The sequence below is a fragment of the Marinobacter sp. DS40M6 genome, from assembly GCF_028581595.1.
GTDB classification, from domain to species: Bacteria; Pseudomonadota; Gammaproteobacteria; order Pseudomonadales; family Oleiphilaceae; genus Marinobacter; species Marinobacter salarius.
In genome coordinates this window covers 191623-216243 of record NZ_JAFCAE010000005.1, presented here as the reverse complement: position 1 = coordinate 216243, position 24621 = coordinate 191623, and the positions used below count along the sequence as shown (strand labels likewise).

At 58.9% G+C, this 24621-nt stretch carries 21 protein-coding genes; 10 read left to right on the top strand and 11 right to left on the bottom strand.

Features of this window, described 5'->3' with window-relative positions; genetic code table 11:
- Positions 1–178: 178 nt before the first annotated feature.
- Positions 179–853 (bottom strand): RadC family protein, encoded by a 675-nt coding sequence (gene radC / locus JJO78_RS14770; RefSeq protein ID WP_036210865.1) that lies wholly within the window; start codon positions 851–853, stop codon positions 179–181.
- Positions 854–1018: 165 nt separating this feature from the next.
- Here radC and coaBC point away from each other — a divergent pair, with 165 nt between their 5' ends.
- The 7 genes from coaBC to argA all read left to right on the top strand — a co-directional run bounded on the left by coaBC (position 1019) and on the right by argA (position 10348).
- Positions 1019–2233: a bifunctional phosphopantothenoylcysteine decarboxylase/phosphopantothenate--cysteine ligase CoaBC gene (coaBC, locus tag JJO78_RS14765; RefSeq protein WP_091642504.1), complete on the top strand. Its 1215-nt coding sequence runs from the start codon at positions 1019–1021 to the stop codon at positions 2231–2233.
- Between the two features lie 12 nt (positions 2234–2245).
- On the top strand, positions 2246–2707 hold the full coding sequence (gene dut / locus JJO78_RS14760; RefSeq protein ID WP_007153743.1) for a dUTP diphosphatase: 462 nt from the start codon (positions 2246–2248) through the stop codon (positions 2705–2707).
- Between the two features lie 84 nt (positions 2708–2791).
- Positions 2792–5419 (top strand): phosphomannomutase/phosphoglucomutase, encoded by a 2628-nt coding sequence (locus tag JJO78_RS14755; protein ID WP_075194214.1) that lies wholly within the window; start codon positions 2792–2794, stop codon positions 5417–5419.
- Between the two features lie 48 nt (positions 5420–5467).
- Positions 5468–6364: an acetylglutamate kinase gene (gene argB, locus JJO78_RS14750; protein ID WP_007153745.1), complete on the top strand. Its 897-nt coding sequence runs from the start codon at positions 5468–5470 to the stop codon at positions 6362–6364.
- A gap of 67 nt (positions 6365–6431) precedes the next feature.
- Entirely contained in the window at positions 6432–7670 is a 1239-nt protein-coding gene (locus JJO78_RS14745; RefSeq protein ID WP_075194215.1) for an acetylornithine deacetylase, read from the top strand.
- Between the two features lie 26 nt (positions 7671–7696).
- Positions 7697–8857, top strand: coding sequence for an acetylornithine deacetylase (gene argE / locus JJO78_RS14740; protein WP_036210875.1), 1161 nt, complete (start codon positions 7697–7699; stop codon positions 8855–8857).
- A 180-nt stretch (positions 8858–9037) separates the two neighbouring features.
- Positions 9038–10348, top strand: coding sequence for an amino-acid N-acetyltransferase (argA, locus tag JJO78_RS14735; protein WP_036210878.1), 1311 nt, complete (start codon positions 9038–9040; stop codon positions 10346–10348).
- Here argA and JJO78_RS14730 read toward each other — a convergent pair.
- Positions 10319–11389 (bottom strand): aminopeptidase, encoded by a 1071-nt coding sequence (locus tag JJO78_RS14730; RefSeq protein WP_036210881.1) that lies wholly within the window; start codon positions 11387–11389, stop codon positions 10319–10321. The genes argA and JJO78_RS14730 overlap by 30 nt on opposite strands.
- A 168-nt stretch (positions 11390–11557) precedes the next feature.
- Between JJO78_RS14730 and JJO78_RS14725 the strand changes: the two genes are divergently transcribed.
- Both JJO78_RS14725 and JJO78_RS14720 read left to right on the top strand, forming a co-directional pair.
- Positions 11558–15307, top strand: coding sequence for a DUF1631 family protein (locus JJO78_RS14725; protein WP_036210884.1), 3750 nt, complete (start codon positions 11558–11560; stop codon positions 15305–15307).
- Between the two features lie 19 nt (positions 15308–15326).
- Positions 15327–16193: a phosphoribulokinase gene (locus tag JJO78_RS14720; protein ID WP_075194216.1), complete on the top strand. Its 867-nt coding sequence runs from the start codon at positions 15327–15329 to the stop codon at positions 16191–16193.
- Between the two features lie 6 nt (positions 16194–16199).
- On the opposite strand, the gene JJO78_RS14715 is transcribed toward JJO78_RS14720, so the two are convergent.
- The 4 genes from JJO78_RS14715 to JJO78_RS14700 form a co-directional block, all read right to left on the bottom strand.
- A complete protein-coding gene (locus JJO78_RS14715; protein ID WP_075194217.1) occupies positions 16200–17057 on the bottom strand; it encodes a pirin family protein in 858 nt (285 codons plus the stop codon).
- Positions 17058–17092: 35 nt separating this feature from the next.
- Complete coding sequence (locus JJO78_RS14710) at positions 17093–17695, bottom strand: FMN-dependent NADH-azoreductase (protein WP_036210893.1); 603 nt, start codon at positions 17693–17695, stop codon at positions 17093–17095.
- Positions 17696–17852: 157 nt separating this feature from the next.
- Positions 17853–18644 (bottom strand): adenosylmethionine decarboxylase, encoded by a 792-nt coding sequence (gene speD / locus JJO78_RS14705; protein ID WP_036210896.1) that lies wholly within the window; start codon positions 18642–18644, stop codon positions 17853–17855.
- Positions 18645–18900: 256 nt separating this feature from the next.
- On the bottom strand, positions 18901–19323 hold the full coding sequence (locus tag JJO78_RS14700; protein WP_036210899.1) for an OsmC family protein: 423 nt from the start codon (positions 19321–19323) through the stop codon (positions 18901–18903).
- Positions 19324–19559: 236 nt separating this feature from the next.
- On the opposite strand from JJO78_RS14700, the gene crp reads away from it, so the two are divergent.
- The gene (gene crp, locus JJO78_RS14695; RefSeq protein ID WP_007153756.1) at positions 19560–20201 is read left to right on the top strand and encodes a cAMP-activated global transcriptional regulator CRP; all 642 of its coding nucleotides are present in this window, start codon (positions 19560–19562) and stop codon (positions 20199–20201) included.
- Positions 20202–20267: 66 nt separating this feature from the next.
- On the opposite strand, the gene JJO78_RS14690 is transcribed toward crp, so the two are convergent.
- From JJO78_RS14690 to JJO78_RS14670, 5 genes are all read right to left on the bottom strand, one after another.
- On the bottom strand, positions 20268–21149 hold the full coding sequence (locus JJO78_RS14690; protein WP_075194218.1) for an alpha/beta fold hydrolase: 882 nt from the start codon (positions 21147–21149) through the stop codon (positions 20268–20270).
- A 96-nt stretch (positions 21150–21245) separates the two neighbouring features.
- Positions 21246–22322 carry a molybdenum ABC transporter ATP-binding protein gene (modC, locus tag JJO78_RS14685; RefSeq protein WP_075194219.1) on the bottom strand — a complete coding sequence of 359 codons (1077 nt, stop codon included), beginning with the start codon at positions 22320–22322 and terminating at the stop codon, positions 21246–21248.
- Entirely contained in the window at positions 22319–22999 is a 681-nt protein-coding gene (gene modB, locus JJO78_RS14680) for a molybdate ABC transporter permease subunit (RefSeq protein ID WP_041332518.1), read from the bottom strand. Before modB ends, modC begins: the two co-directional genes overlap by 4 nt.
- Positions 22999–23799: a molybdate ABC transporter substrate-binding protein gene (modA, locus tag JJO78_RS14675; protein WP_051947070.1), complete on the bottom strand. Its 801-nt coding sequence runs from the start codon at positions 23797–23799 to the stop codon at positions 22999–23001. Before modA ends, modB begins: the two co-directional genes overlap by 1 nt.
- 23 nt (positions 23800–23822) lie before the next feature.
- Complete coding sequence (locus tag JJO78_RS14670) at positions 23823–24620, bottom strand: SDR family oxidoreductase (protein ID WP_036210911.1); 798 nt, start codon at positions 24618–24620, stop codon at positions 23823–23825.
- Position 24621 lies beyond the last annotated feature (1 nt).

Genomic DNA, 24621 nt, shown 5'->3' with positions numbered 1-24621 from the left:
TATTTAAATCGTTTAATCGGGTCTCTGGTTGCTACCTGCGCCTCAAAAAATGCACGCTGCTCGCCAGACGCCGCCAGAAAGGGACGCTTTTATACCAGAACTGCCTCCCCAACGCAAAAATTTGTTGGGAATTTGGCCAGTTTTCCGATGAAGCGCCAACAGGTTTACATCAGCCCCTTTACATCAGTCCCCGTTCTGCAAGTGATATTACCTCACCATGGCCGACAACCATATGGTCAAGAACCCTGATATCCACCAACTCCAGTGCCTCTTTCAATCTCCGGGTCAGTGAAATGTCCGACTGGCTGGGCTCTGCGACCCCTGACGGGTGGTTATGGGCGAATATAACCGCCGCTGCGTTAAACTCCAGGGCTTGCCGGACCACCTCCCTCGGGTAGACAGCTGCGCCGTCAATGGTCCCCCGGAACAACTCCTGATAGCGGATCACCCGATGCCGGTTATCCAGAAACAGGCCTGAGAAAACCTCGTGGGGGTAGGTGCCAAGGCGGCTGCACAGGAAACGACGGGTATCCTCCGGCGAGCGCAATGGGTCCCCCTGGCGAAGTGGCTCGTCCATGACCCGTCGGGCCATTTCCATAGCCGCCTGGACCTGGGCGTACTTTGCAGTACCGAGCCCTTTGACGTCGCAGAATTGCCTGCGCGAAGCGGTCATCAATCCTCGCAGGCCACCGAAGGCTTCGGTGAGATGGCGGGCGAGCGCCATCACGGGCATGCCGGCAGTGCCGGTTCGCAAAAAAATGGCCAGCAGTTCCGCGTCCGACAGGCTGTTGGCGCCGTGGGCCAGCAGGCGTTCCCTCGGGCGTTCGTCGGTGGGCCAGTCTGAATGTGACATGGTGGAGTCCTTTCTACCGTTATTGCGCGCATCCTGCGCCTTAAATACCGGGGTGGGGGTCGCCCGGTGAACGGCTGGAATTCTAGCATGGCTGTGAGGCTGCCGGCAGCGCTCTGGCATGCTATCTTATAAGCCTTTCATTTCGTGATGAATACGGAGCCGTTGATGGCCGCTAAACGAATTCTGCTGGGCGTGACCGGTGGCATCGCTGCCTACAAGAGCGCAGAACTGGTTCGCCTGCTAAAAAAATCCGGTCACGAGGTACGGGTTGTGATGACCCGTGGTGCCGAGGCCTTCGTGACACCACTGACGTTTCAGGCGCTTAGCGGTGAGCCGGTCAGAACCTCTTTGCTGGATCCGGAAGCAGAGTCCGGAATGGGGCATATCGAACTGGCAAAATGGGCCGATCAGGTAGTGATTGCGCCCGCCTCCGCGGATTTCATAGCCCGCCTGGCCCAGGGCATGGCTGACGATCTTCTGACCACGCTTTGTTGTGCCACAGAGGCCCCCATTGCAGTGGCTCCGGCGATGAATCAAGCCATGTGGGGTAATCGCCGAACCCAGAGAAACATTGAGCTGCTGGCGGCGGATGCCCAGGTGACCCTCCTGGGGCCCGACCAGGGCGCGCAGGCCTGCGGTGATGTCGGGCCGGGCCGAATGCTGGAGCCCACTGTGTTGTTTGACCTGATTTCCGGTGCCACCAAAGGCCCGCTGGCGGGCCGGCGTGTGGTTATAACCGCGGGCCCTACGCGGGAGCCGATTGACCCGGTGCGCTATATCAGCAATTACAGCTCTGGCAAAATGGGGTATGCGTTGGCCTCAGCCGCAAGAATGGCCGGTGCGGACGTCGTCCTTGTCAGTGGTCCGGTGTCCATCGAAGCGCCGGCGGGTGTTGAGGTTCGCGGTGTGACAACCGCGCAAGACATGCTGGAGTGTGCCAGTGGCGCTGTGGATGAAGGCTGCGACCTGTTTATTGCGACGGCGGCGGTGGCGGATTATCGCCCCGACAGCTGTGCTGGCGACAAGATCAAGAAAACGGATGAAGGCATGAGTCTGTCGCTGGTGCGTAATCCCGATACCCTTGCTGCCATAGCTGCGCGTGCCGATGCGCCCTTTACCGTGGGTTTTGCGGCAGAAACCCGGGACGTAGAGCATTATGCCCTCGACAAACTGACACGCAAAAAGCTGAATATGATTGTGGCCAACGACGTGTCTACGCCAGGGCTGGGTTTCAACAGTGACAGTAACGCAGTGATTGCTTTCTGGGCCCAGGGCCAGGAGGCGATCGGGCCTGACACCAAGGTGGCCATCGCTCAGCGACTGATGGCACTGATTGGCGAACACCTCAAATCAAAGGCTGGCGCAGCCGGCGCTCTGTAACAAGGAAACTCAATGACCCGCAAAACCTTTCAGGTACGCATTCTGGATGACCGGATCGGTCGTTCAGTCCCTTTTCCCGAGTATGCGACGGATGGCTCTGCAGGGCTGGACCTGCGCGCCTGTCTGGACGCACCGCTCACACTGAAGCCGGGGCAGACCGAACTGATAAAGACCGGACTCTCGATTCACATCGCGGATACTTCGTTGGCAGCGATGATTCTTCCCCGCAGCGGTCTCGGCCACAAACATGGCATTGTGTTGGGCAATCTGGTGGGCCTGATCGATTCCGACTATCAGGGCGAGTTAATGGTTTCCTGCTGGAATCGGGGGCAAAGCGAGTTCACCATCGATGTGGGTGAGCGTATTGCGCAGCTGGTGCTGGTGCCAGTGGTACAGGCAGACTTCGAAGTGGTGTCTTCCTTTGACGCCAGCGTGCGAGGTGACGGCGGCTTTGGTTCCACGGGAACGCGATGAGGCGTCAGGCGCAGATCGCTGCTCAGGGTCTATACTTCCCTGATAATTGAAGAATTCGGGCGAATAACACCTGCAGGATGGACTATGAAGCTTGGTAAAAAGAAGAACTCTGAGGACGCTGCACCCGATGCCAAACCGGACGGGAAGCAGACAAAAAAACAGAGCAAGGAGAAAAAATCAGCCACCGGCCCACGGCATAAACGGCTGACGTCCGTTGCCGTTTCCCAGGCTGTCGTGGTGGTGCTTGCCGGCGTGGCTTCGGCAGCATTGCTGTATTTTCTGTTGGCGGTTCCGGCAGAGTCCCGTCGTTACGACAGTCAGGCTGCCCTGGAGGCAGACGCCGTGGCCGTGCGCGTCAATCAGCAGCTTGCCTTGCTGCAGTCCACGGTTGAGGGTGTCGCCGATCAGGATTATGTGCGCGCCGCCCTGAGAGGGGAGGCTTCTCTGAGTGCCGCCGCAGCAAATCTTGCCAAGGTGTTGCCGGATATTGAGGCCGTCTACCTTTTCCCCTACGGAGACATTCCCCGTACCTCCTCCGAACCCACACTGGGTTTTTCCGGCCTGGACCTTGCTCGTCGCGCCGAGACGGGGCAAAGGCTTTTCCCGGATGCGTTTCCGCGCAACGGCCAGTGGTATCTGCAGATGTCGACCCCGGTTCGCAACCCCCAGAGTCGAGCCGTCACTGGCAGTGTCCTGGTGGTGTTTGATGCCGCACGGCTGCAACCCCTGATGACCGGTGTTAACTCGGCATTGGGCGGAGAGTTTTCCCTTGTTCAGTCGGTAAATGGTTCAACCCGCAACATCGTCAGCCGCGGTAGTGGCAATGGCCCGACGTACGAGCGGGATCTTGTCAACCCTGACTGGAAGCTCCGATACAAACCTGCCACTGCCCCCGCGCCGCTTTTCAGTGGCACGATGGCTATTGTGTTTGCGCTTGTTCCGGCCCTGGTCGCCGCAATCATTGTCTGGGTCTTGCTCGGCAATGCCCAGAAAGGGCTGCGACAGGACGTAACGGCCGTTATCCAGTGGGCCCATAAGGTCTTTGGTGGTGAGCGGGTGAAGCCACCGACGTTGAAGTGGGACATGGTGGCGTCGACGGCTGAAGTGCTGCACCGGCTCGCCCAGATGGTGGAAAAACGGGTTGCCAAGGCCGGTGAATCGGCGCGGCCGAAACCGGGCAGTCGGCAGCCATCCCCATCAACCGCCGATGAGCCGTTGTTCCAGGACAAGGACGTACTGGACATAGATATGCTTGATGGCGATGACGATGTGCTGGGCTTTGGCGGGTCCGATGGCCTTGACGATACGCCAGACGTCGAAGAGGTCAGCCTGCCTGAGGCCGAGGTCTCAGACACCATATTCCGGGCCTACGACATTCGTGGCATTGTTGGCGATACCCTGACGGCGGATATTGTCACCGTCATCGGCCGTGCCATCGGCAGTGAGGCTATTGAGCGGGGAGTGGACAGTCTGTGCATCGGGTACGATGGCCGGCATTCCAGCCCCGACCTGGCCGATGCGCTGGCGCGGGGCGTCATGGCCACTGGATGCAACGTCATCCATGTGGGGGCCGTGCCCACCCCGGTACTCTACTTTGCGACCCACGAGCTGGATAACGGTTCCGGTGTTATGGTGACCGGCAGCCACAACCCGGCCAACTATAACGGTCTGAAGATCATGCTGGGTGGCGAAACCCTGTCCGGCGAGGCAATCCAGAAACTGCTGCAGCGAATCCGTACGGGTGACTTTGCCAGTGGCCATGGTGCCCAGTCTTCAGAGGATGTGCGCCGCGCTTATCTGGATCGTATCGTGGGTGACATTGCGGTTGCGGCGCCCTTGAAGGTGGTGCTGGATGCTGGAAATGGCATCGCCGGAGAGCTTGCACCGCTACTGATCGAAGAGTTGGGCTGCGAAGTGATACCGCTTTACTGTGAGGTGGATGGTAATTTCCCCAATCATCACCCCGATCCTGGCAAGCCGGAAAATCTGGCGGACCTTATCGAGCGCGTGAAGGTCGAAGGCGCCGATATCGGCCTGGCTTTCGATGGCGACGGCGACCGCCTGGGCGTTGTGACCAACACCGGGAAAATCATCTGGCCGGACCGCCTGCTGATGCTTTTTGCCCGGGATGTGGTGTCGCGCAACCCCGGTGCCGATGTGCTGTACGACGTAAAGTGCAGCCGTCGCCTTGCGGGTGTGATCTCCGAGGCTGGTGGCCGGCCAATCATGTGGAAAACCGGTCACTCGTTGATGAAGGCCAAGATGAAGGAATCCGGTGCCTTGCTGGCGGGTGAAATGAGCGGGCATATCTTCTTCGGCGAACGCTGGATGGGCTTTGATGACGGCTTGTACTCCGCTGCCAGATTGCTGGAAATCCTTGGCATCGAAGACCGGCACTGCGATGAGGTCTTTGAGGATTTCCCCGAAGATATCAGCACCCCGGAGCTGAACGTGGAGGTCTCCGACGAGACCAAGTTCCCATTGATGGAAAAGCTGGGCCGCGAAGGGGACTTCGGTGACGGAAACATCAGCACCATTGACGGTATCCGCGTTGAATTTACCGATGGCTGGGGCCTGTGCCGTGCTTCCAACACCACACCGGTGTTGGTACTCCGCTTCGAGGCTGAAACCGAAGAGGCGCTCGAGCGTATCAAGGCGGTATTCCGTGAGCAGCTTCAAAAGGCGGCTCCGGACCTTGTCGCGGATTTCTGACAGCTCTGAAATAATGAACCGACTTTTCTGACTAACAAGGCAAGATGAATGGCTCTGGATCGTGAAACAGCAATGCAGGTGGCGGCCGTACTGAGTAAGGGGCTGCCCTATATCCAGCGGTTTACCGGAAAAACGGTGGTGATCAAATACGGCGGCAACGCCATGGAAAATGAGGAGCTGAAAAGCAGCTTCGCCCGTGATGTCGTTCTGATGAAGCTGGTGGGTATCAACCCCATTGTGGTCCACGGTGGCGGCCCCCAGATCGGTGAATTGCTCGAGCGCCTCAACATCAAATCCAATTTTGTGAACGGTATGCGCGTTACCGATAGCCAGACCATGGACGTGGTGGAAATGGTGCTGGGCGGCCAGGTTAACAAGCAGATTGTCTCGCTAATCAACTCCCATGGCGGTACAGCAGTTGGCCTGACCGGAAAGGACGCCAATCTGATCCGCGCCCGCAAGCTGGAAGTCATGAACCGTTCCGCGGAGCTGCAGCGTCCGGAAATCATTGATATCGGTCACGTGGGCGAAGTTGCCAGCGTGAACGTGGAAGTGATCGACATGCTCACCCGTAGCAATGTTATTCCGGTGATCGCTCCGATTGGTGTTGGTCCCGATGGTGCGTCCTACAACATCAACGCCGATCTGGTAGCGGGCAAGGTGGCGGAAGCCATGAAGGCAGAAAAGCTGATCCTGCTAACCAATGTGTCCGGCCTCAAGAGCAAGGAAGACAAAGTGCTGACCGGATTGACCGCAAAACAGGTCAACGAGCTGATAGACGATGGCACCATCCACGGCGGTATGCTGCCCAAGATCCGCTGCGCCCTGAGCGCTGTGGAGAATGGTGTTCGAACCTCCCACATCATTGATGGCCGCGTAGCCCATGCAACGCTGCTGGAAATCTTCACGGATGAAGGTGTCGGCACCCTGATCTCCCGTAACTGACCAATGCCGCCTGTTGCCTCGCAATGCGAGGTAACATCCTGGCGTCACGCCCCAAGAGGACCACATCATGAAGCGCCTGCTGACCTTTCTGGTTATCCTGGCCCTGATAGGCTACCTGTCGTTCAAAGGGGCGGTCTGGTGGCTGGCTGACCAGCGGCTGGCCGATGCCCAGCAGGCGATTGAGGAACTGGGCGTTATTGATCGGGGTCATATTCGCTCGGACCTCGTCGGCCGACTGGTGCTGGGTGATGGCAGCTACCAGGATTTCCGGCTTACCCGCCCGGTGGCGTTCGACCGGTTGATGTTCAATGCAGGCTCTCCGGTCGCCCTCGTGCGTGCGCTCCTGGACCCTGCGGACCTGCCCCCGCATTGGTCATTGGTGGCGGAGAACCTGAGCCTGGGTCTCGACACCAACATGTTCCGTAACTGGGTGACGGCAGCAGGCGACGCAACCCCGGCGTTGTTCTCACCGGTCTGCGGTCCTGATCATCGCCAGCAGTTGGGTAGCGGTGATCTGATGCGTCTTGGTGTCGATGGTGTGTCCGGGGAGGCTATGGTCATTCAGAGTGGCGATGGTCTCTACGCGGAGCTGACGACCGCCAACGCCGGCAGCGTGGAATTGGACTGGCCCGGCGCTCGCCTGAATCCGCTGTCATTGCCGGCCCTGCCGGAATCCACGCAGTCGCCGGTTACTGTGACATTGCGGGATGGTGGCCTGATGCGTCGTGTTGCGGCCTACTGTGCCAGGGAATCGGGTGTGGAAACCGGGGAATGGGCCGGTATCGTCATGGCAGCGTTTCGCGACTCGCTGGCGGCTCGTGGCTTTGGCGCCAGTGACCAGTTGCTGGCCCTCTACCGACAGTGGCTGACAGAAGGCGGAGAACTGACCCTGGAATTGAATCCTTCGGCACCGGTATGGGGCGTGCCTGTTCGCAGCGATGAATCCGCAGACGCCAGCCTGGCCGTCCGCTACAACCGTTCGGTGGTGCCCGATGTCTATCTTGAGCGCATCGAGCCCGCGGTGCCGGATGTGCCTCAGGAAGTGCTTGAACCGGTAGTGCCGGGAGAGGGTGCCCCGGTCGTCGATGGCTGGAACCTGGCCGACACGGAGAATGCTGAAACCTGGGTTGGGCGCACGGTGAGAGTTACGCTGGACAATGGTAATGTTGTGGAAGGCCGCCTGGTCAGCGTGGGTGACGAACGACTGGAAGTCGCACGGCTGATTGATGGCGGGGAAGTGGCGTATCCGATCGCCATCAGACTGATTGCAACGTTTGAGGTCTGGCGCCAAGGCCAGGCCCGCTAGCCCCACACCGGGGCGGAGAGTGTTCTATGTCCGGATCCATCCAACACCTGCCTGGCATTCGCGAGATGCTCACCAGGCTGATTTCACAGCCGTCGATCAGCAGTGCGTCTGCCGAGTGGGATCACAGCAACGAACCGGTGGTGCGTACCCTGGCCGAATGGCTGGAGCCCATGGGGTTCAAGGTCGAGATACTGGAAGTGCCCGGATTGCCCGGAAAGTACAACCTGATCGCGACACTGGGCAGCGGCCCTGGCGGTCTGGTGCTCTCGGGCCATACCGATACCGTCCCGTTTGACGACAAGCGCTGGCAAAGCGACCCGTTTACCCTGACCGAACGGGACGACCGCTGGTATGGCCTTGGCACCTGCGACATGAAAGGCTTTTTCCCGCTGGCCATTGAAGCGGCCAAAGCCTTTGTGGACCAGGACCTGAAGCAGCCACTGATCATTCTCGCCACCGCCGACGAGGAAAGCTCCATGGATGGTGCCCGGGCGCTGGCCGAGGCCGGTCGTCCCAAGGCCCGCTATGCGGTCATCGGTGAGCCTACCGGCTTGAAGCCTGTGCGCATGCACAAGGGCATCATGATGGAGCGCCTCGTGTTCGAGGGCCAGTCCGGCCATTCCTCTGACCCGTCCCTTGGCCGCAACGCGATGGAAGGCATGCACGAAGCGCTGGGTGAACTGCTCGCGCTGCGGTCGGGGTGGCAGGCGAAATACAGCAACCCCAATTTCAAGGTTCAGTTACCCACCATGAACCTGGGTTGCATCCACGGCGGTGATAATCCTAATCGCATTTGCGCCCGCTGCGAGTTGCATTTTGATCTGCGCCCCTTGCCCGGCATGGACATGAAGGCACTGCGCCAGGAGATACTCGACACCCTGCAGCCGGTCGCCAAAAGCCGTGAGTTGTCGCTGACATTTGAGCCGTTGTTCGATGGTGTGCCGCCATTTGAAACCCCGGCCGAAGCCGAGCTGGTCCGCGCCTGTGAGAAACTGACAGGCCATACTGCGGAAGCGGTAGCCTTTGCCACGGAAGCACCGTGGTTGCAGAAATTGGGTATGGAAACCCTGGTTATGGGCCCCGGCTACATCGATCAGGCACACCAACCCGATGAATTCCTGGAGTTGTCGCAGTTGGACCCGGCGGTAAAAATCCTCAAAGGATTGATCACAAGGTTCTGCCTTTGATCGTTTGGAAGGCAGCTCAGTGGTATAACGAGGGTATTGGCGGGAGACTCTCCCAAAACCGTGGAGCGCCAGGGATGGCGCGACCGAGCCCTACAGGGACGTATTCACGGGCGTGTTTTGGGAGAGTCTCCCGCCAATACCCGGAACGCTCCATAAGCTGAAAACTCGCAGGAGAAGAGTTTGAAATCGAACGAATGGCTGCACGGATTCCGCCACTCATCGCCCTATATCAATGCACACCGTGGTCGCACTGTGGTGTTGACGATTGGGGGGGATGCGATTGCCCATGACAACCTGATCAACATCATTCATGACATTGCTTTGCTAAGCAGTTTGGGTATCCGGCTCGTGGTGGCCTTCGGTGCAAGGCCCCAGATTCAGTCGCGTCTGGACGCGGCAAACGAAGAATCCACTTTCCACCGAGGCTTGCGGGTAACGCCGGAACAACAATTGACGCCGGTGCTGGAAGCCATTGGTGGGCTGCGGGCGTATCTGGAAAGCCAGTTGTCCATGGGACTGGTGAACTCACCCATGCATAACGCACGAATCAGGGTAAGCAGCGGCAACTATGTCACCGCGAGGCCGGTAGGCGTTCTGGACGGCATCGATTTTGGCTATACCGGGCAGGTTCGTCGGGTAGACGTGGCCGGAATCGAGAAATTGCTGGAGTTGGGCCATATCGTACTGCTGCCGCCGCTTGGGTATTCGCCGACCGGAGATGCCTTTAACCTGTCTTATGAAGATGTGGGTAGCCAGGTGGCCGCTGCGCTACAGGCTGAGAAGCTCATCATGTTTGCCGAGAATCAGGGGTTGCTGGATGAAAATGCCGGACTGATCCGTGAACTGTCCGCTCGTCAGGCATCTGATCGTCTGGCGGCAGGTATGGTGCAGGGGCATGATGGCGATCTGCTGCGGGCAGCCTGTGACGCCTGCGTGAAAGGTGTGCGTCGGGCTCATATTATCAGTTACGTCGATGATGGCGCGTTGCTGGAAGAGCTGTTTACCCGTGACGGTGCGGGCACGCTGGTCAGTGGTGACAACTACGAGCAGATCCGCCAGGCCCGGGTGGAGGACATTGGCGGTATTCTCGGCTTGATCCAGCCGCTGGAAGAGCAGGGCATTCTGGTGCGCCGTTCCCGGGAAATGCTGGAAACCGAAATCAGTCGGTTCGTGGTGGCTGAGCGGGACGGCACGATTGTGGGATGCGCTGCGCTTTACCATTACCCCGATGAAGGTGCGGGCGAGCTTTCATGTTTCGCCGTGGACCAGGCCTATCGCCGTGCCGGTCGCGGTGATGACATCCTGGCGATGGTTGAAAAGCTGGCCCGGGGCCAGGGCATCCAACGGTTGTTCGTGCTGACCACCCAGACCGAACACTGGTTCCGGGAACGGGGGTTCCAACCTTCCACGGTGCGTGAATTGCCGGGGCCGAAGCTGGCGTCCTACAACACCCAGCGTAACTCAAAGGTCTTCGTGAAAGCGTTGTCCTAGATCGGATAGCCGGCGCTGTCGAATGTCTTGGGACTGATCTGCCAGGGTCTCCACCGCTTTATAGAAGTCGCTGAAGTCGCCAGCATGGTCCCGGAGTAACTGTCGGAAGGCGGGCACATGCTGGTTGTACTGGCTGAACAGGGCGAGGTTGGCGTTGTTCAGTCCGGTCGGATTTTCTCCAAACGGTCCTGGCTGCTCCCAGGTTGCTGACAGGGCCAGGTAATCGTCCTGGAGGGCCTGGAACAGCTGCGCTTTCTGATGTCGGAGTTCCGTCTTGGGCAGGGTGCCCTGTCGGGCGTAGAGTGCTTCAAGCTGCCGTGATACGTCCTCGACCAGGGCGAGGGTCTGGTTGCGTTGACGTAGACGCGCCAGCGCCCTCTGGAACCCCGAACCATCGCCCTCTGTTTCTAGCCACAGCCGGAGGCCCTCCAACTCCACGGCAGTTGCGAAGCTCTCATTAAAGGCCGTATCGTCGCTTATATAGACCACGCGATGCGCCAGTTCATGGAACATCAGCGCTACCATGCGGTTGTCTGGCAACGACGTGAAGCCGGTGTGTAGAGGGTCGTCGAACCAGCCCAGGGTTGAATAGGCGGTGACACCACCAATGAACGTGTCGTAGTTGTCCGCCATGAATAATTGCTGCTCGTTCCGGGCGTTCTCCAGCTCGTAGTAGCCCCGGTAGGCCTGGCAGCCAACCACTGGATAGCACCACCGATGGGCCTGAAGGGAAAACTCCGGAACGGCCACCAGATTGACAACCACCCAGGGCCGCCCGAGCTCAGCGTACTTTGCAAAGGCGTCTCCCACCGGCAGTGCCAGACGATGCGCGGCAAACTGACGGGCTTCGTTCGCCACCAGGAGTTTCTGCTTCAACGCCGGCGGTGTTGATGGTGTGTCGATCAGTCCGGACACGGATTGCGTGGACATCATCAGTGACAGGTGGCCACTGACCGCCTGGCTGTAATAACCTAAAGTCGTACACCCTGAAAGTGTCGTTATCAGTAGCATAACGAAGTAGATCTGACTAAGCTGTTTCATAGTCCAGGCTGTTATTTTGTGGCTGGCTGGCATAGCTGCCAGACGCTATATTACAGCCATGTTCCCCCAAGTAGCAGGTAGCTACCGCTGCCTTTCAGGGATACCGGCCGGTGACAGAAACAGTTTACCCTATCGGGTCACTCGGCTTTACCAGATATCAGGTAGTTCATGGATCCGAAAGAACGTCGTTCTAGTCCCCGCCAACCGATTAAACTCGCTGCTCAGCTGGATGTTGGCAGTGGTGACAATCTACCGTGCCAGATCGCCGACTTTTGCGCGGAAGGCCTGTTTGTACGTTATTCCGGGGAAACGTCCAGAAAACTGGATCAGGTGCTCTCGCGGGGTGCCGAGGAACTGGTGGTACGCTTTCGCAGCCCTGATGGCCGTAAGCGCCATGAGCTTCATGTAAATATCAGGCGGCGGATAGAGGGCGCCATGGGCGTGAGTTTTACCCGCTCCAACCCGGAAGCCGTCAGCGCCATGCTGGAGCAATGTGGTGCCAACCGTCATCAGGACCGTGCGTCACTACGGGCACCCAGTGACAAGGTCCAGTTTGTTCTGCATCAATCCGCGAAGGCGGTGATTCAGTATATTGAGCCGTTGATGGATGCCTGCCTTGTGCAGATGACAACCGCCTTGCGGGATGCTGCCCAGAAGGCTGGCAATGACCAGCAGGCGAATGAGTACATGGATGCCTCTGGCCAACTTCAGGCCCGTCAGCGGGTCATCTGGCATCAGATGGCGCGTAGCCTGGAATCGCCACTAAAGCCTGCTCCGAAGGGGTTTCCAGGGTCTGAATTGTCGGTTGTCGACAAGGGCGAGTTCGAAGACTGGCTGACGATTCGGGTGATGGTCACGAAGGCGGATACCCAATATCGGGGTGAATTGCTTCAGCTGAAGTTGCGGCTCGATAAACTGGGCATCGCCAATTCCACGGGGCATCATAATCCGTTAGGGCCTTCGCTGATCTGTGAGTCTTTCCATGTTGGCTTGAGCCAGCTCAAGGCGGATCGCGAGGTAGAAAAAGTCTGCCTGCGTGTCTTCGAAAAATCGGTGCTGATGCACCTTGGGCCGCTGTACCGGGAGTTGAACAGCATCCTGATCCGCCATGGTGTGCTGCCGGACCTGGATCTCAGCAAGTATCTCAGTGAGCAGGCGCCAAAGACATCCGAACAGAGCGAGAAAAAACCAGCTCCGCCGACGGAAGCACGGCAACCGGACGACTCTGGAGCGGCGGTACAGCAGGCCCCGGCGCAAAAGAGCAGCCAGCAGTCATCCCGTAAGTCGGTGACCGAGTTTCGGGGCTATGCCAGCGCCGCCCAGAACGCTTTTGCCACGGTAAAAAACCTCCTCGGTACCCTGTCTGCCAGCCGCCTGGCAAGGGGCGACGTTGCTCCTGCTGATTTTTCCCCCGGTGCGAGGGAGCTGTCTGCCGGAGAGTTACAGAAGCAATTGCAGGAGCTCCAGGTACAGGCTGCGACGGTGGCTCCGGACCAGCCCTCCCTCCGCGAACGTGTCGTGGAAAGAGTGAAGGAAAGCGGTGAACATGCCCTGGGCGAAGAGCAACAGGGCACGCTGGACGTGGTGGACCGCTTCTTCAACAGTGTGGTGGAAAGCCCGAAACTCAGTGAATACGCCCAGTCGCGGATGCGCCAGCTGGAAGTGCCAGTGCTGAAAGTGGTGATGCGCGACCCGGAATTCTTCGACGACCAGGAAAGCCCGGTGCGCGGTGTGATGAATCGCCTGGCCCAGTTGGGTGTGAAAGGCGGCCGCATCAATCCGGTTGTTCAGCGGCGTATTGATGAGCTGATCCAGCGGATAGCCACCGATTTTGAGCAGGATACCAGCGTGTTCGAGAACGCGGTGCAGGAGTTGGACTCGCTGATTGATCGCCAGAACCTGGTCTACCGCCGCAACGTGGAAAGGGTAACGGCAGCAGCGGAGGGCGCCCAGAAGGTTTCTGAATCCAAGAAGGCGGTTGCCCGGGTGCTGGAGCTTAAACTGGCCGGGAAAAAAGTGCCGAAAGCCGTGGTCAGTCTGCTGGATGGCGGCTGGCGAGACCTGCTGTCGCTGACCTGGATACGCCAGGGAGAGGACAGCCCTCTGTGGCAGGATTACCTCTCGGTGATCGATTCGCTGATGACCTTCGCGGAGGATCCGCAAAGCAATATCAATCTGCCCGAGCTGCTGCGGGTGATCCAGGATGGACTGGCGTCCATTTCCAGCAACCACATGCCGTCCTCCCAGATACGCGACGAGCTCAAGCAGTTTCTGGTGCGCAGCCCTGAAAACCCGCCCGAGATGGTGGAGATTCCACCGTCGAAAAGCGAGGACGACAAGCGTCAGGCAATGTCCGAGCGTGATCAGCGCAGCCTGCAGCGGTGGATCAACCGGGCACAGCAATTGCGTACCGGCGACTGGTTGCGGGATCAGGAAAAACCGGATGAGCCCCAGTATATCCGCCTGGTATGGGTAGCCCGAGGCTTCAGTCGATTTGTATTCGTCAATCATCAGGGTATGCGCGTGGTCGAGCTGGCGCTGGAGGCTTTGGCCCAACACATGCGCAAAGGCATTATCGTTCCGGACAACCAGTACGACCGGCCCCTGGTGGATGAGAGCATCGACCGGATGGTGCGTAAGGTCTATGACCAGTTGTCGTGGGCGTCCACCCATGACGAGCTGACCGGCTTGCTGGGGCGCCGCGAATTTGAACGTATGTTGGATCAGCAACTGGCCAGGCGCGAGGACCAGCGGGCTCTTGTGTTGCTGGACCTGCGGCAGTTCCGTCTGCTCAACGATACGGCCGGCTATCAGGCCGGTGATGAAGCATTGCGCAGGGTGGCTGATGTGCTTCGCAGCCATGTTGGTGATGGCATGCCGCTGGCCCGGTTCTCGGGGAACGAGTTCGCGTTTATGTTGCCGGCGGAAAACGCCCTGGACGCGTCTCGTGGGATAGTCTCAGCCATAGAAGCCATGGAATTTGTTTTCGACAGTGGCAGTTACCATCTCTCTGCCAGTGTTGGCCTGGCACCTGAGTTGCCGGCGCTGGCAAATGCCGAACGTTGGCTGAAGGCGGCGGAGGAAGCCATGAAGTCGGCCAAGAAACGCGGCCATGGCAAGGTGATGGAATACACCCTGGATGCGCATGACCATGCCCGTCAGGAGCAGATTGCAGCGAAGGTGGCCAACCTTGGGGATCTCAACGAGGAGCGTATGTTGCTGCGTTGCCAGAAGATCATCCCGCTGCACGCGCGTACGTCCATGGCAGCGCAGTATGAGGTTCTCATCAGTATGTATGGTGATGACGGCAACCTTATCACCGGCAAGGATTTTGTCCGCATGGCGGAGCGTTATGATCGCATGCAGGCGGTGGACCGCTGGGTGGTGGGGCATATGCTGGACTGGCTGCGCGACCACGCACCGGATCCGAAGCACATGGGTGGGATTTGCATCAACCTTTCTGGCCACTCGTTGAATGATCAGCAGTTGATGGAGTTTATTTACGACAAGCTGAGCCAGAAGGACGCACCCATTGAACGACTGTGGTTCGAAATAACCGAGGCCTCCGCGATCAACGACATTCAGGGCATTTCAGAATTCATTGAGGAAATGAAGGAGCTGGGATGCCGTTTCTGCCTGGGGGATTTTGGCAGTGGGCCAACGTCGTTCCAGTTCATGCGCAGCCTGCCGGTGGACATGATCAAGCTGGACAGCGCCTTCACCAGCCAACTGGACACCAGTGAAACCGATCAGGCCATGGTGAAGTCCATGGTGGATATGGCGCACTACATGAAACGGGAAGTGATTGCTTCACGGGTTGAAACCCGCGCGGTTCTCGATATGCTGACCAGTCTGGGTGTGGATTACGCTCAGGGTTTCACCATCGAAAAGCCGCGGCTGCTGACCAGCCTGGACTGACTTTCCGGACCTCCTGCTTATGTCTAAACGCCATCCGATCATCGCGGTTACCGGCTCCTCCGGCGCTGGAACCACCACTACGGGTGAGATATTCAGCCGCCTGTTTGCCAGCGAAGGGCTGCGGGCCGCCATGGTCAGTGGTGACAGCTTCCACCGCTACAACCGTGAGCAGATGGCCCGCCTCGCGGCGAAGGGGCAGTTCGGTGAACGCAATCATTTTGCCCTGGCGGCGAACCATGTCGACAAGCTGGAAGCCCTGTTCTATGACTATGGGCACACCGGCAACGGCCAGTTCCGCCAGTATGTGCATGACGAAGACCGGCGGTTGATTGAGGCCGGCCACAAACCGGGTACCTTCACCCCCTGGGGACCGCTGGCGGCGGAAACCGATCTTCTGTTCTACGAGGGGCTGCATGGGGGCGTGGTCAGCGATGCCTACAACATTGCCCAGTACGTGGATCTGTTGGTGGGAGTGGTACCGATCGTCAACCTGGAATGGATCCAGAAAATTCACCGCGACACCAACAAGCGAGGGTACTCACAGGACGCCGTCGTTCAGACCATCGTCAACCGTATGGACGATTACGTGCACGATATTGTCCCTCAGTTTGCGCACACCCATGTGAACTTCCAACGCATTCCGCTGGTGGATACCTCCAATCCTTTTGTGGTCCGCGATGTGCCGACAGAAGACGAGAGCCTGATCGTCATCCGGTTCCGAGACCCATCGGAGGTGGATTTCCCCTATCTGTTGCAAATGATTGGCGGCAGCAGCCTGTCCCGGTACGACACGCTGGTCATCCCGGGAACCAAGCTATCGCTGGCCATGGATCTGACCATGCGCCCGCTGGTGCAGGAACTGATCGCCCATAAGCCCTTTGCCTGAAGGCCTTCAGGCCGTCAGACGGCCGTCCCTGTAGTCCCGCAGAGTCTGCTCGATCTCTTCACGACTGTTCATCACGAACGGGCCATACTGCACCACAGGCTCGCCAATCGGTTTGCCGGCAATCAGCAGCACTCGGGCTCCGTTCTTACCGGCGCCAACGCGGACGCTGTCACCTTCGGAAAGAATGCTTGCCGCTGAGCGTTTCAGGGGCTGGGGGCCTGTCGCTGAATGCAGGGACGCTTCTCCGGCGTACAGATAGAGCAGGCCTTCCAGTTCCGGATCGATCGGCAGCAGGGTTTCCTGTCCCGGTTCCAGGTGGATATCCGCATACAAAGGCCGTGTGCTACCTCCGGTGACGGCGCCCTGGTGTATCTGGCCGTCAACGGTCAGCTCTCCAGCCACCAGCTTGATAACTCCACCATCGAAGGTAATGGCTGGTATTTCATCAGGCTGGATATCGCGGTAACCCGCCGGTTTCATTTTGTCCGCAGCCGGCAGATTGAGCCACAGCTGGAAACCGCGCATTTGCCCCGATTCCTGCTGGGGCATTTCAGAGTGGACAATGCCCCGCCCGGCGGTCATCCATTGCACGCCGCCATTCTTCAGGTTGCCCTGGTTACCGAGATGATCCTCATGCAGCATGTGCCCTTCGATCATGTAGGTAACCGTTTCAAATCCGCGATGCGGATGTGACGGGAAGCCGGCCATGTAATCCTGCGGTTGGTCGGAACCGAATTCGTCCAGCATCAGGAAGGGATCGAGACGGACGTTCTGCTGCTGTCCGAGGGAGCGCTTGATACGAACGCCGGCGCCATCGGACGTTTCGGTACCGGGAATAACCTGTCTGAGGGTTCGTTCTGTCATGACGGATCTCCTTCCAATGCCAAAAATCGCCGGGTTCAGGCGGTCAGGGTTTCAATGGCTCGTCCGGCCTCTTGCAGGGAATTCTCTTTTTTATCATCCCCCATATTCAGGCCCTCGGCGTAGACAAAGTGAACGTCCTTGAGGCCGATAAAACCAAGGAAGGATCGAATGAACGGCGTCTGGGAGTCGTTCGGCGTGCCGGCGTATAGGCCGCCGCGCGCCGCCAGGATGTACACCGGCCGATCTTCCAGAAGGCCAACAGGGCCGCTCGCCGTGTATCGGAAAGTGATGCCGGCCCGGGCAATGTGGTCGAAATAGGCTTTCAGCACCGACGGTACACCGAAGTTGTACATCGGCACACCCATAACAATGACGTCTGCGTCGACAACTTCACTGATCAGCAAATCTGAATAATCGACGACGCCTTGCTGTGAGCCATCGCGGTCGTCCGCGTTGGTCAGGAAGGCACCGAACCGTTCGGCGTCCAGATGCGGTACCGGCTCTGCGGAGAGATCCCGATAGGTGGCCTGGATGTCGCCGTAGGTCTGCCGGAGCTGGTCCAGTGTCTGACTGACGAGTCTGGATGACTGGCCGTCCTGACCAAAAATGCTTGCGGTAATAATGAGAATATTCTTCATGTTCAGAGCCTCTTGGTTGATTAGAACGCTATGAGGCTATTGAACTGCGTGACGGGAGAAGATGAAATCGGAGAATCTTGGAATGGTTGTTCAGTTAAATTGAACAAGTTGGCCCGCGCCCCGGTAAGGCGCAGGCTCAATCTTTCTGTGCGTGTTACTACTCTACGTTGCGGGAGTAGAAAATCTCCAGCATTTCCCGGCGCAGACGATCCTCGATGGACTGTGCTTCCTGGGGGTCAAGATCGCTGGCATTGACTCCGAACACATAGTTATCCAGATCGAAATTCTTGAGCATCATCTTGGTGTGGAACAGGTTTTCCTGATACACGTTGACGTCAATCATCTGGTAGGCGTTCTGGGTATCTTCGGTCAGGTAGTTCTGGATCGAGTTGATGTCGTGGTCGATGTAGTGCTTGGTGCCGTCCACGTCGCGGGTAAAGCCGCGCACACGATAGTCCACCGTGACCACATCGGAGTCGAAGCTGTGGATCAGGTAGTTCAGTACTTTCAACGGCGAGATCAAACCGCAGGTCGACACGTCGATATCCGCCCGGAAGGTGCTGATGCCTTCGTAGGGGTGGCTCTCCGGGTAGGTATGTACTGTTACGTGGCTTTTATCCAGGTGGGCCACGATGGCATCCGGCAGGGGGCCGGGTGACTCTTCGTTGTCCGGTTCACCGTTGCTGAGTTCGTGTTCGGCAATCAGCATGGTGACAGAGGCGCCGTGGGGCTCATAGTCCTGACGGGCAATATTGAGCACGTTGGCACCGATGATCTTGACCACGTCGGTGAGGATCTGGGTCAGGCGTTCGGCATTGTACATCTCATCGATGTAGTCAATGTAAGCTTCACGTTGCTCTTCGGTCTGCGCATAACAGATGTCGTAGATGTTGAAGCTCAGTGATTTGGTCAGGTTATTGAAACCATGTAACTGTAGTTTGGTTTCCATGTTCAGCCCCCCCAATTGTCTGGAGATGAATGTCAGTGGTCATGTCTGTCTGATGCATGCCACCAAGGCCGCCACCGATAACTGACCGGATTGTTTACCTTTTGCGCAGACCGGCGGAGAAGGGTGCGTATTATGCACATCGACCTTCAATTTGGGTAGAGTACGGGGCAACATTCTAGCATCCGTAATAACCGCCGGTTTGCCACAGACTGGCAGGCCGCTGTGACCGCGTTGTGGGAACCTGTTGTTTGCCGGTTCAGGCGGTGTCGCGTATCTCATGGCTGTGGGTGATGGCAACGCCCGCCTTTTCCAGCATGATAGACGCAGAGCAGTACTTCTCGGCCGACAGGCTGACGGCCCGCTTCACCAGGTTTTCCTTGAGGTTGTTTCCGGTGACCACGAAATGCAGATGGATGCGGGTGAACACTGCCGGAACGGCGTCGGCCCGCTCCGCTTCGAGTTCGGCATGGCAGGCGGTGACGTCCTGACGGCTTTTCTGCAGAATGCTCATGACGTCGAAGGACGAGCAGCCGCCCAGCCCCATCAGCATCATTTCCATGGGGCGTGGCCCCAGGTCCTTGCCGCCATGGTCGGGTGGCCCGTCCATTTGCACCGAGTGGCCGCTGCCGCTGGTTGCCCGAAAGCTGGCGTCGCCGGTCCAGTCAATGGTTGCTTTCATCTGATTTCGCGCTCCGAGTGGGATATAACGTACGATTGGCAGCGATGCTAGCACATCCCGTCAGCACCAGCAGCCCGCTGAAAAGCAGCCCCGCTGATGTGGTCTATAATGTTTCAGGTTGCCGAAACCGAGCCATCTTGTTATAAGTTGCGCTCATAATGAATAAACCCGCAGGGAAAGCAGGGTGAATAAAAACATTGGGATCCCGCCAGTACAAAGGAGGCATGACTCGCACTATGGCCACTATCGTCAAGCCGGTTGAGCAGAAAACCAAGCATCTGGACTATTTTCTTTCGCAATGCCATCGCCGGCGTTACCCTGCCAAGAGCACCATTATTTATGCAGGGGACAAAAGCGATTCCCTGTTTTACATCGTCAAGGGCTCCGTTACCGTCATTATTGAAGACGACGATGGCCGCGAGATGATCATGGCTTACCTGAACGCTGGGGATTTCTTCGGTGAAATGGGGCTGTTCGACAACATGGATTCGCGCAGCGCCTGGGTAAAGGCGAAGACGGAGTGCGAAGTTGCCGAGATCAGCTATACCAAGTTTCGTGAAATCGCCCAGCAGGACCCCAGGGTTCTGTACTTCATCGGCGAGCAGATGGCCTCACGTCTGCGCCAGACCACCCGCAAGGTGGGTGATTTGGCTTTCCTGGACGTGACTGGACGGGTTGCCCGCACCCTGCTGGACCTGTGCAAGGAACCGGACGCCATGACCCACCCTGATGGCATGCAGATCAAGATCACCCGCCAGGAGATCGGTCGGATCGTGGGTTGCTCCCGGGAGATGGTCGGGCGGGTTCTGAAAACCCTTGAAGACCAGGGCCTGGTGCGAGTCAAGGGCAAGACCATGGTGGTGTACGGTACCCGCTAAAACCGATTACCACCCTGTCCCGAAAGGCCGCTGGAACCAGCGGCCTTTTTCGTTGTATGGGGCAGCTCAGGGGTGTGCAGCCACGAATGTGCGGACGGCACGAGATACGGCTTCGGGTTCCGTCAGTGGCGCCCAATGGGTTGTATCCAGCGTTTGCAGGGTTAATTTTCCGGTCCAGCGAACCAGATGCTCGTTCAGTTGAGGGCGCACATATGCGTCCCTGGTCGGGATGATTACCTGGACCGGACAGCGCGCCACCCGGGTTCGTGGCCGCAGCAACCGGGTCAGGAAGTTCGCCCGGTAAAGCTTGACCCCATACAGCCCGTCGGACTTCTGGGAGGCGCTGAACCTGGCATCGGCAACCTGCTCATGATGCTTCAGGTACCCTGGCCAGAGCCTGTCGAGGCCGGCTTTCCAGATCATTTCCGGGATCACAGGCACTTGGAACAGGAACACGTACCAGGAGCTTGTGAGTTGCTGGAGTACCTTCGCTGCCCCTGCCAGCCCGGGTGTTTCCAGCTGTTTCCGGAGCCAGAAGCCGATGTGGTCCAGACAGGGGCCGGAAATGGAGGTGTAGGAGCGAATGCGATTCTGCAAGGGCTCTCCGGTGACGGACTCCCAACTCTGGATCGCCCCCCAGTCATGCGCGATCAGGTGGAACTCGCGTCCGGGGATCAGGGTGTCTACCACGGCTTGGAGGTCGTCGGCCAGCAGGGCCAGGCGATAATCCCGGGTTTTTCGGGGCTTGCCGGACTTGCCGGCACCACGGACATCGTAACGGATCACCAGATACTCCTGGCTCAAGGCGGCGCTGACCTTGTCCCAGACCTGAAGATTGTCCGGGTAGCCATGAACCAACACCAGCGGCGTCGAGTCCGGATGGCCTTCGGTAACGGCATGGATAGTGAGCCCGCCGCTGTGCACCCAGTGTGTTTGATGATTGCCCACAATCAATACCTGCCCTGTGTTTGAGAGTCAGGTCAGGGTAACCATCCTGGCGCCGACGCCGGATAGCAGGGCGGGCCAAACACCGGGCCAAAGGTGTCAGTCCACGAGAGCTACGGACTTTATTTGCATCCACACGGTCTTGCCGGGTTCAAGGCCGAGCTGGTCTACGGAGCGGGTGGTCAGCCTTGATAACAGCGGTGTTGGCCCCGCCAGAAGCCGCACAAGGCTAACGCCCGGCGCCACATCCGGATCGACCTGATCGATGATGGCCGGAACCAGGTTCTGGATGCTCTGGTCGGAATGCTCAGCCAGCGCGAGGCTGATATCCCGCGCCAGGACCTGCACACGAACCCTGTCTCCCGGTGTCAGCCGGTCGTCCTGGCGCAACCACAGTTGGCCCCCGTCGAACCTGAACAGGGCCAGATGCCAGCGTGGGTCCAGATGGTCGATCCGTCCTTCCAGCAGAACCCCGGCATCGTCTTCCAGTCGAAAGGGGTTGTTGGTGCGGGCGAGCGTTTCCTGCAGCGGGCCCTGGGCCACCACCCGGCCATCCTCCATCATCACGATGTGGTCGGCCAGGCGGGCGACCTCTGGCGTGGAGTGGGACACGTAGATGATGGGAATCGCGAGGGTGTCCCGGAGCCTCTCGAGGTAGGGCAGGATGTCCTGTTTACTGGCTCGGTCCAGAGCAGACAGCGGCTCATCCATCAGTAACAGCCTTGGACTGGTCAGCAGTGCCCGCGCAATCGCGACCCGCTGGCGCTCACCACCGGAAAGTCCGGCCGGCATGCGCTCCAGGAGGGATTCCAGGCCAAGCCAGCGAACGGCGTCATCGAATCTGATCTGTCGTTCGCCGGCGGGAATGCGACGGTAACCGAACTCCAGGTTCCTGCGGACGTTCAGGTGGGGAAAAAGCTGGGTTTCCTGGAAAACGTACGCCAGGGCGCGCTTGTGTACCGGCCGGACGAGCTCTTCCGTCTGCCAGGGTTCGCCCAGCACGGTCATGGTTCCGGGCGCGTTCTGAAGGCCTGCCATGCACCGAAGCAGCGTGGTCTTGCCGCAACCGGAGTGCCCGAACAGGGCGGTAATGCCGGTACCCGGGAGGGTCAGGTCAACGTCCAGGTCGAACCCCGGAAAGGCACACCGGAAGCGGGCATGGATAGTGGCGGTCATCTGAGAGCTCCCGCGCGGGCTTTGCCGTTAAGCGCGTAGAGGGTCACCAGAACCACAAAGGAGAACACCACCATGCCGGCGGACAGCCAGTGGGCCTGGGCGTACTCAAGGGATTCCACGTGGTCGTAGATGGCCACCGACAACACCTTGGTTTCACCCGGGATGTTGCCACCGATCATCAGGATCACGCCGAACTCACCGATGGTGTGGGCGAAGGTGAGCACGGAGGCGGTCAGGAATCCGTTTCTTGCCAGGGGCACGGCGATAAACAGGAACCGCTCCCACGGGGCGGCACGAAGGGTTGCGGCGGCTTCCATGAACCCCTCGCCTACGGCTTCAAAGGCATTCTGCAGAGGTTGAACGGTGAATGGCAGGGAGTATATGACCGACGCCACCACCAGGCCCTCAAAGGTAAATGGCAAAAGGCCGATCCCGAGGGACTGTGTTATCTGGCCAACCCAGCCGTCAGGCCCCATGACCAGCAACAGGTAGAAACCGAGCACTGTGGGTGGCAGCACCAGGGGCAGGGCGACGATCGCTGCAACCGGCTGGCGCAGCCAGCGCCGGGAGCGGGCCAGCCACCAGGCGATGGGCGTGCCAATGAGCAGCAGCAACAATGTGGTGGTCGTGGCCAGCCTGAGTGTCAGCCAGACCGGGTCCCAGTAGGTTTCAAGCATCAGTCAGCCGTGTCGTAAGCGGGGTCATAGCCATAGCCCCGGATCGTGGCGATGGCAGTGTTCGATTTCAGGAAGTCCATCCAGGCCAAGGCTGCCTCATTGCTGGTTCCCCGGTTCAAAAGGATAGCCTGTTGGTCAATGGGTTGGTAATAGTCCTGGGGCACGTTCCAAAGGGAGCCTTCCTTGTCGTCCCAGGATGTTACCTGAGACAGGGCTACAAAGCCGGCCTGGGCGTTGCGGCTGACCACAAACTGAAAGGTCTGGGCGATGGAATCGCCACGAACCAGCTTCGCCTGCAGTGCCTGCCAATGGCCTAAATGTTCCAGAACCTGTTGTGCTGCAAGGCCGTAGGGCGCGGTCTTCGGGTTTGCCATGGCCAGCCTTGCGAACGTTTGCTGGGCCAGGTAGCTCTCAGCGTCCCCGAAAGCGTCCGGGGTCGGGCTCCAAAGCACCAGCTTGCCCCGGGCATAGGTGAAGCGGGTATTGGGGGCGCCGGCCCGCGCCTTCTCAATAAGCGCCGGTCTGCGTGCATCGGCGGCCATGAACACGTCGAAGGGCGCACCGTTCCGGATCTGGGCGTACAGCTTGCCGGTGGACCCGAAGCTGGCTGAAACCGTGTGGCCAGTCTTGGCTTCAAACTGTTTGGCCAGTTCGCGGGTGGTGTCGGTGAAATTAGCAGCAACGCCGAGGCTGACTTCACCGGCCATGACCGGGAGGCTGGCTATTGAAAAAAACAGCAGCGTGGCAATGCGTAAGAAGCAGACTCTTGGTTGATGATCCGCTGACGTGGATTGGTACATAACCGTTTTCAGTGACTCCAGATTCAGTTCTGCTTGCGCGCCAACTTAAACATCATCTCGGGAGCGACACGCTTGACCCAAAGCGCTGCCATTTCCTTGCCCTTGCCGACGGGAATCTCGCGTTTTCCCTTGGCCAGCGCACTGACGATGACATCCGCGCACTCGCCGACGTCCATGCCACCGGCAATGTTCTCGTCTTCCTCGCCGAAGGCAGAGCCATCGGCCGCCAGGGCATTGCGGGAAATGTCCGTGCGGATAAATCCGGGGGTGATGGTGGAGACCAGAATGCCATCGTCTTCCACCTCGGCCCGCAGGGCGTCGAAGAAGCCCATCACCGCGTGCTTGGCGGCACAGTAGCCGGTGCGCAGGGGGACGCCGACTTTACCGGCCACGCTGGCGGTCACCGCCAGGTGTCCGGATTGGCGCTCCAGCATATGGGGGAGCACGGCCTTGGTCAGCGCAATCTGCCCCATCACATCCACATCCAGTAGCTTCTGGTACACCGACAGCTCGGTATCCTTGCACAGAGAGCGTTGGGAAAGGCCGGCGTTGTTGATCAGCAGGTCGATCTGGCCGAAGTGACTGATGACGTGGTCGGCAGCTACCGGAAGTGAGGGCAGGTCGGTAACGTCAAGAGGCAATACCAGCATGTTTTCCGGGGCGGCGCCGGCATCAATGCAGTGCTGGCGGACCCTCTCCAGCTCTGGCTGGCGTCGCGCCGAAAGAACAACTCTTGCATTTTCGCGCGCAAACCTGGCTGCCAGGGCCTCACCAATGCCGGACGAGGCGCCGGTGATCCACACGACTCTGTTGGTAAACATG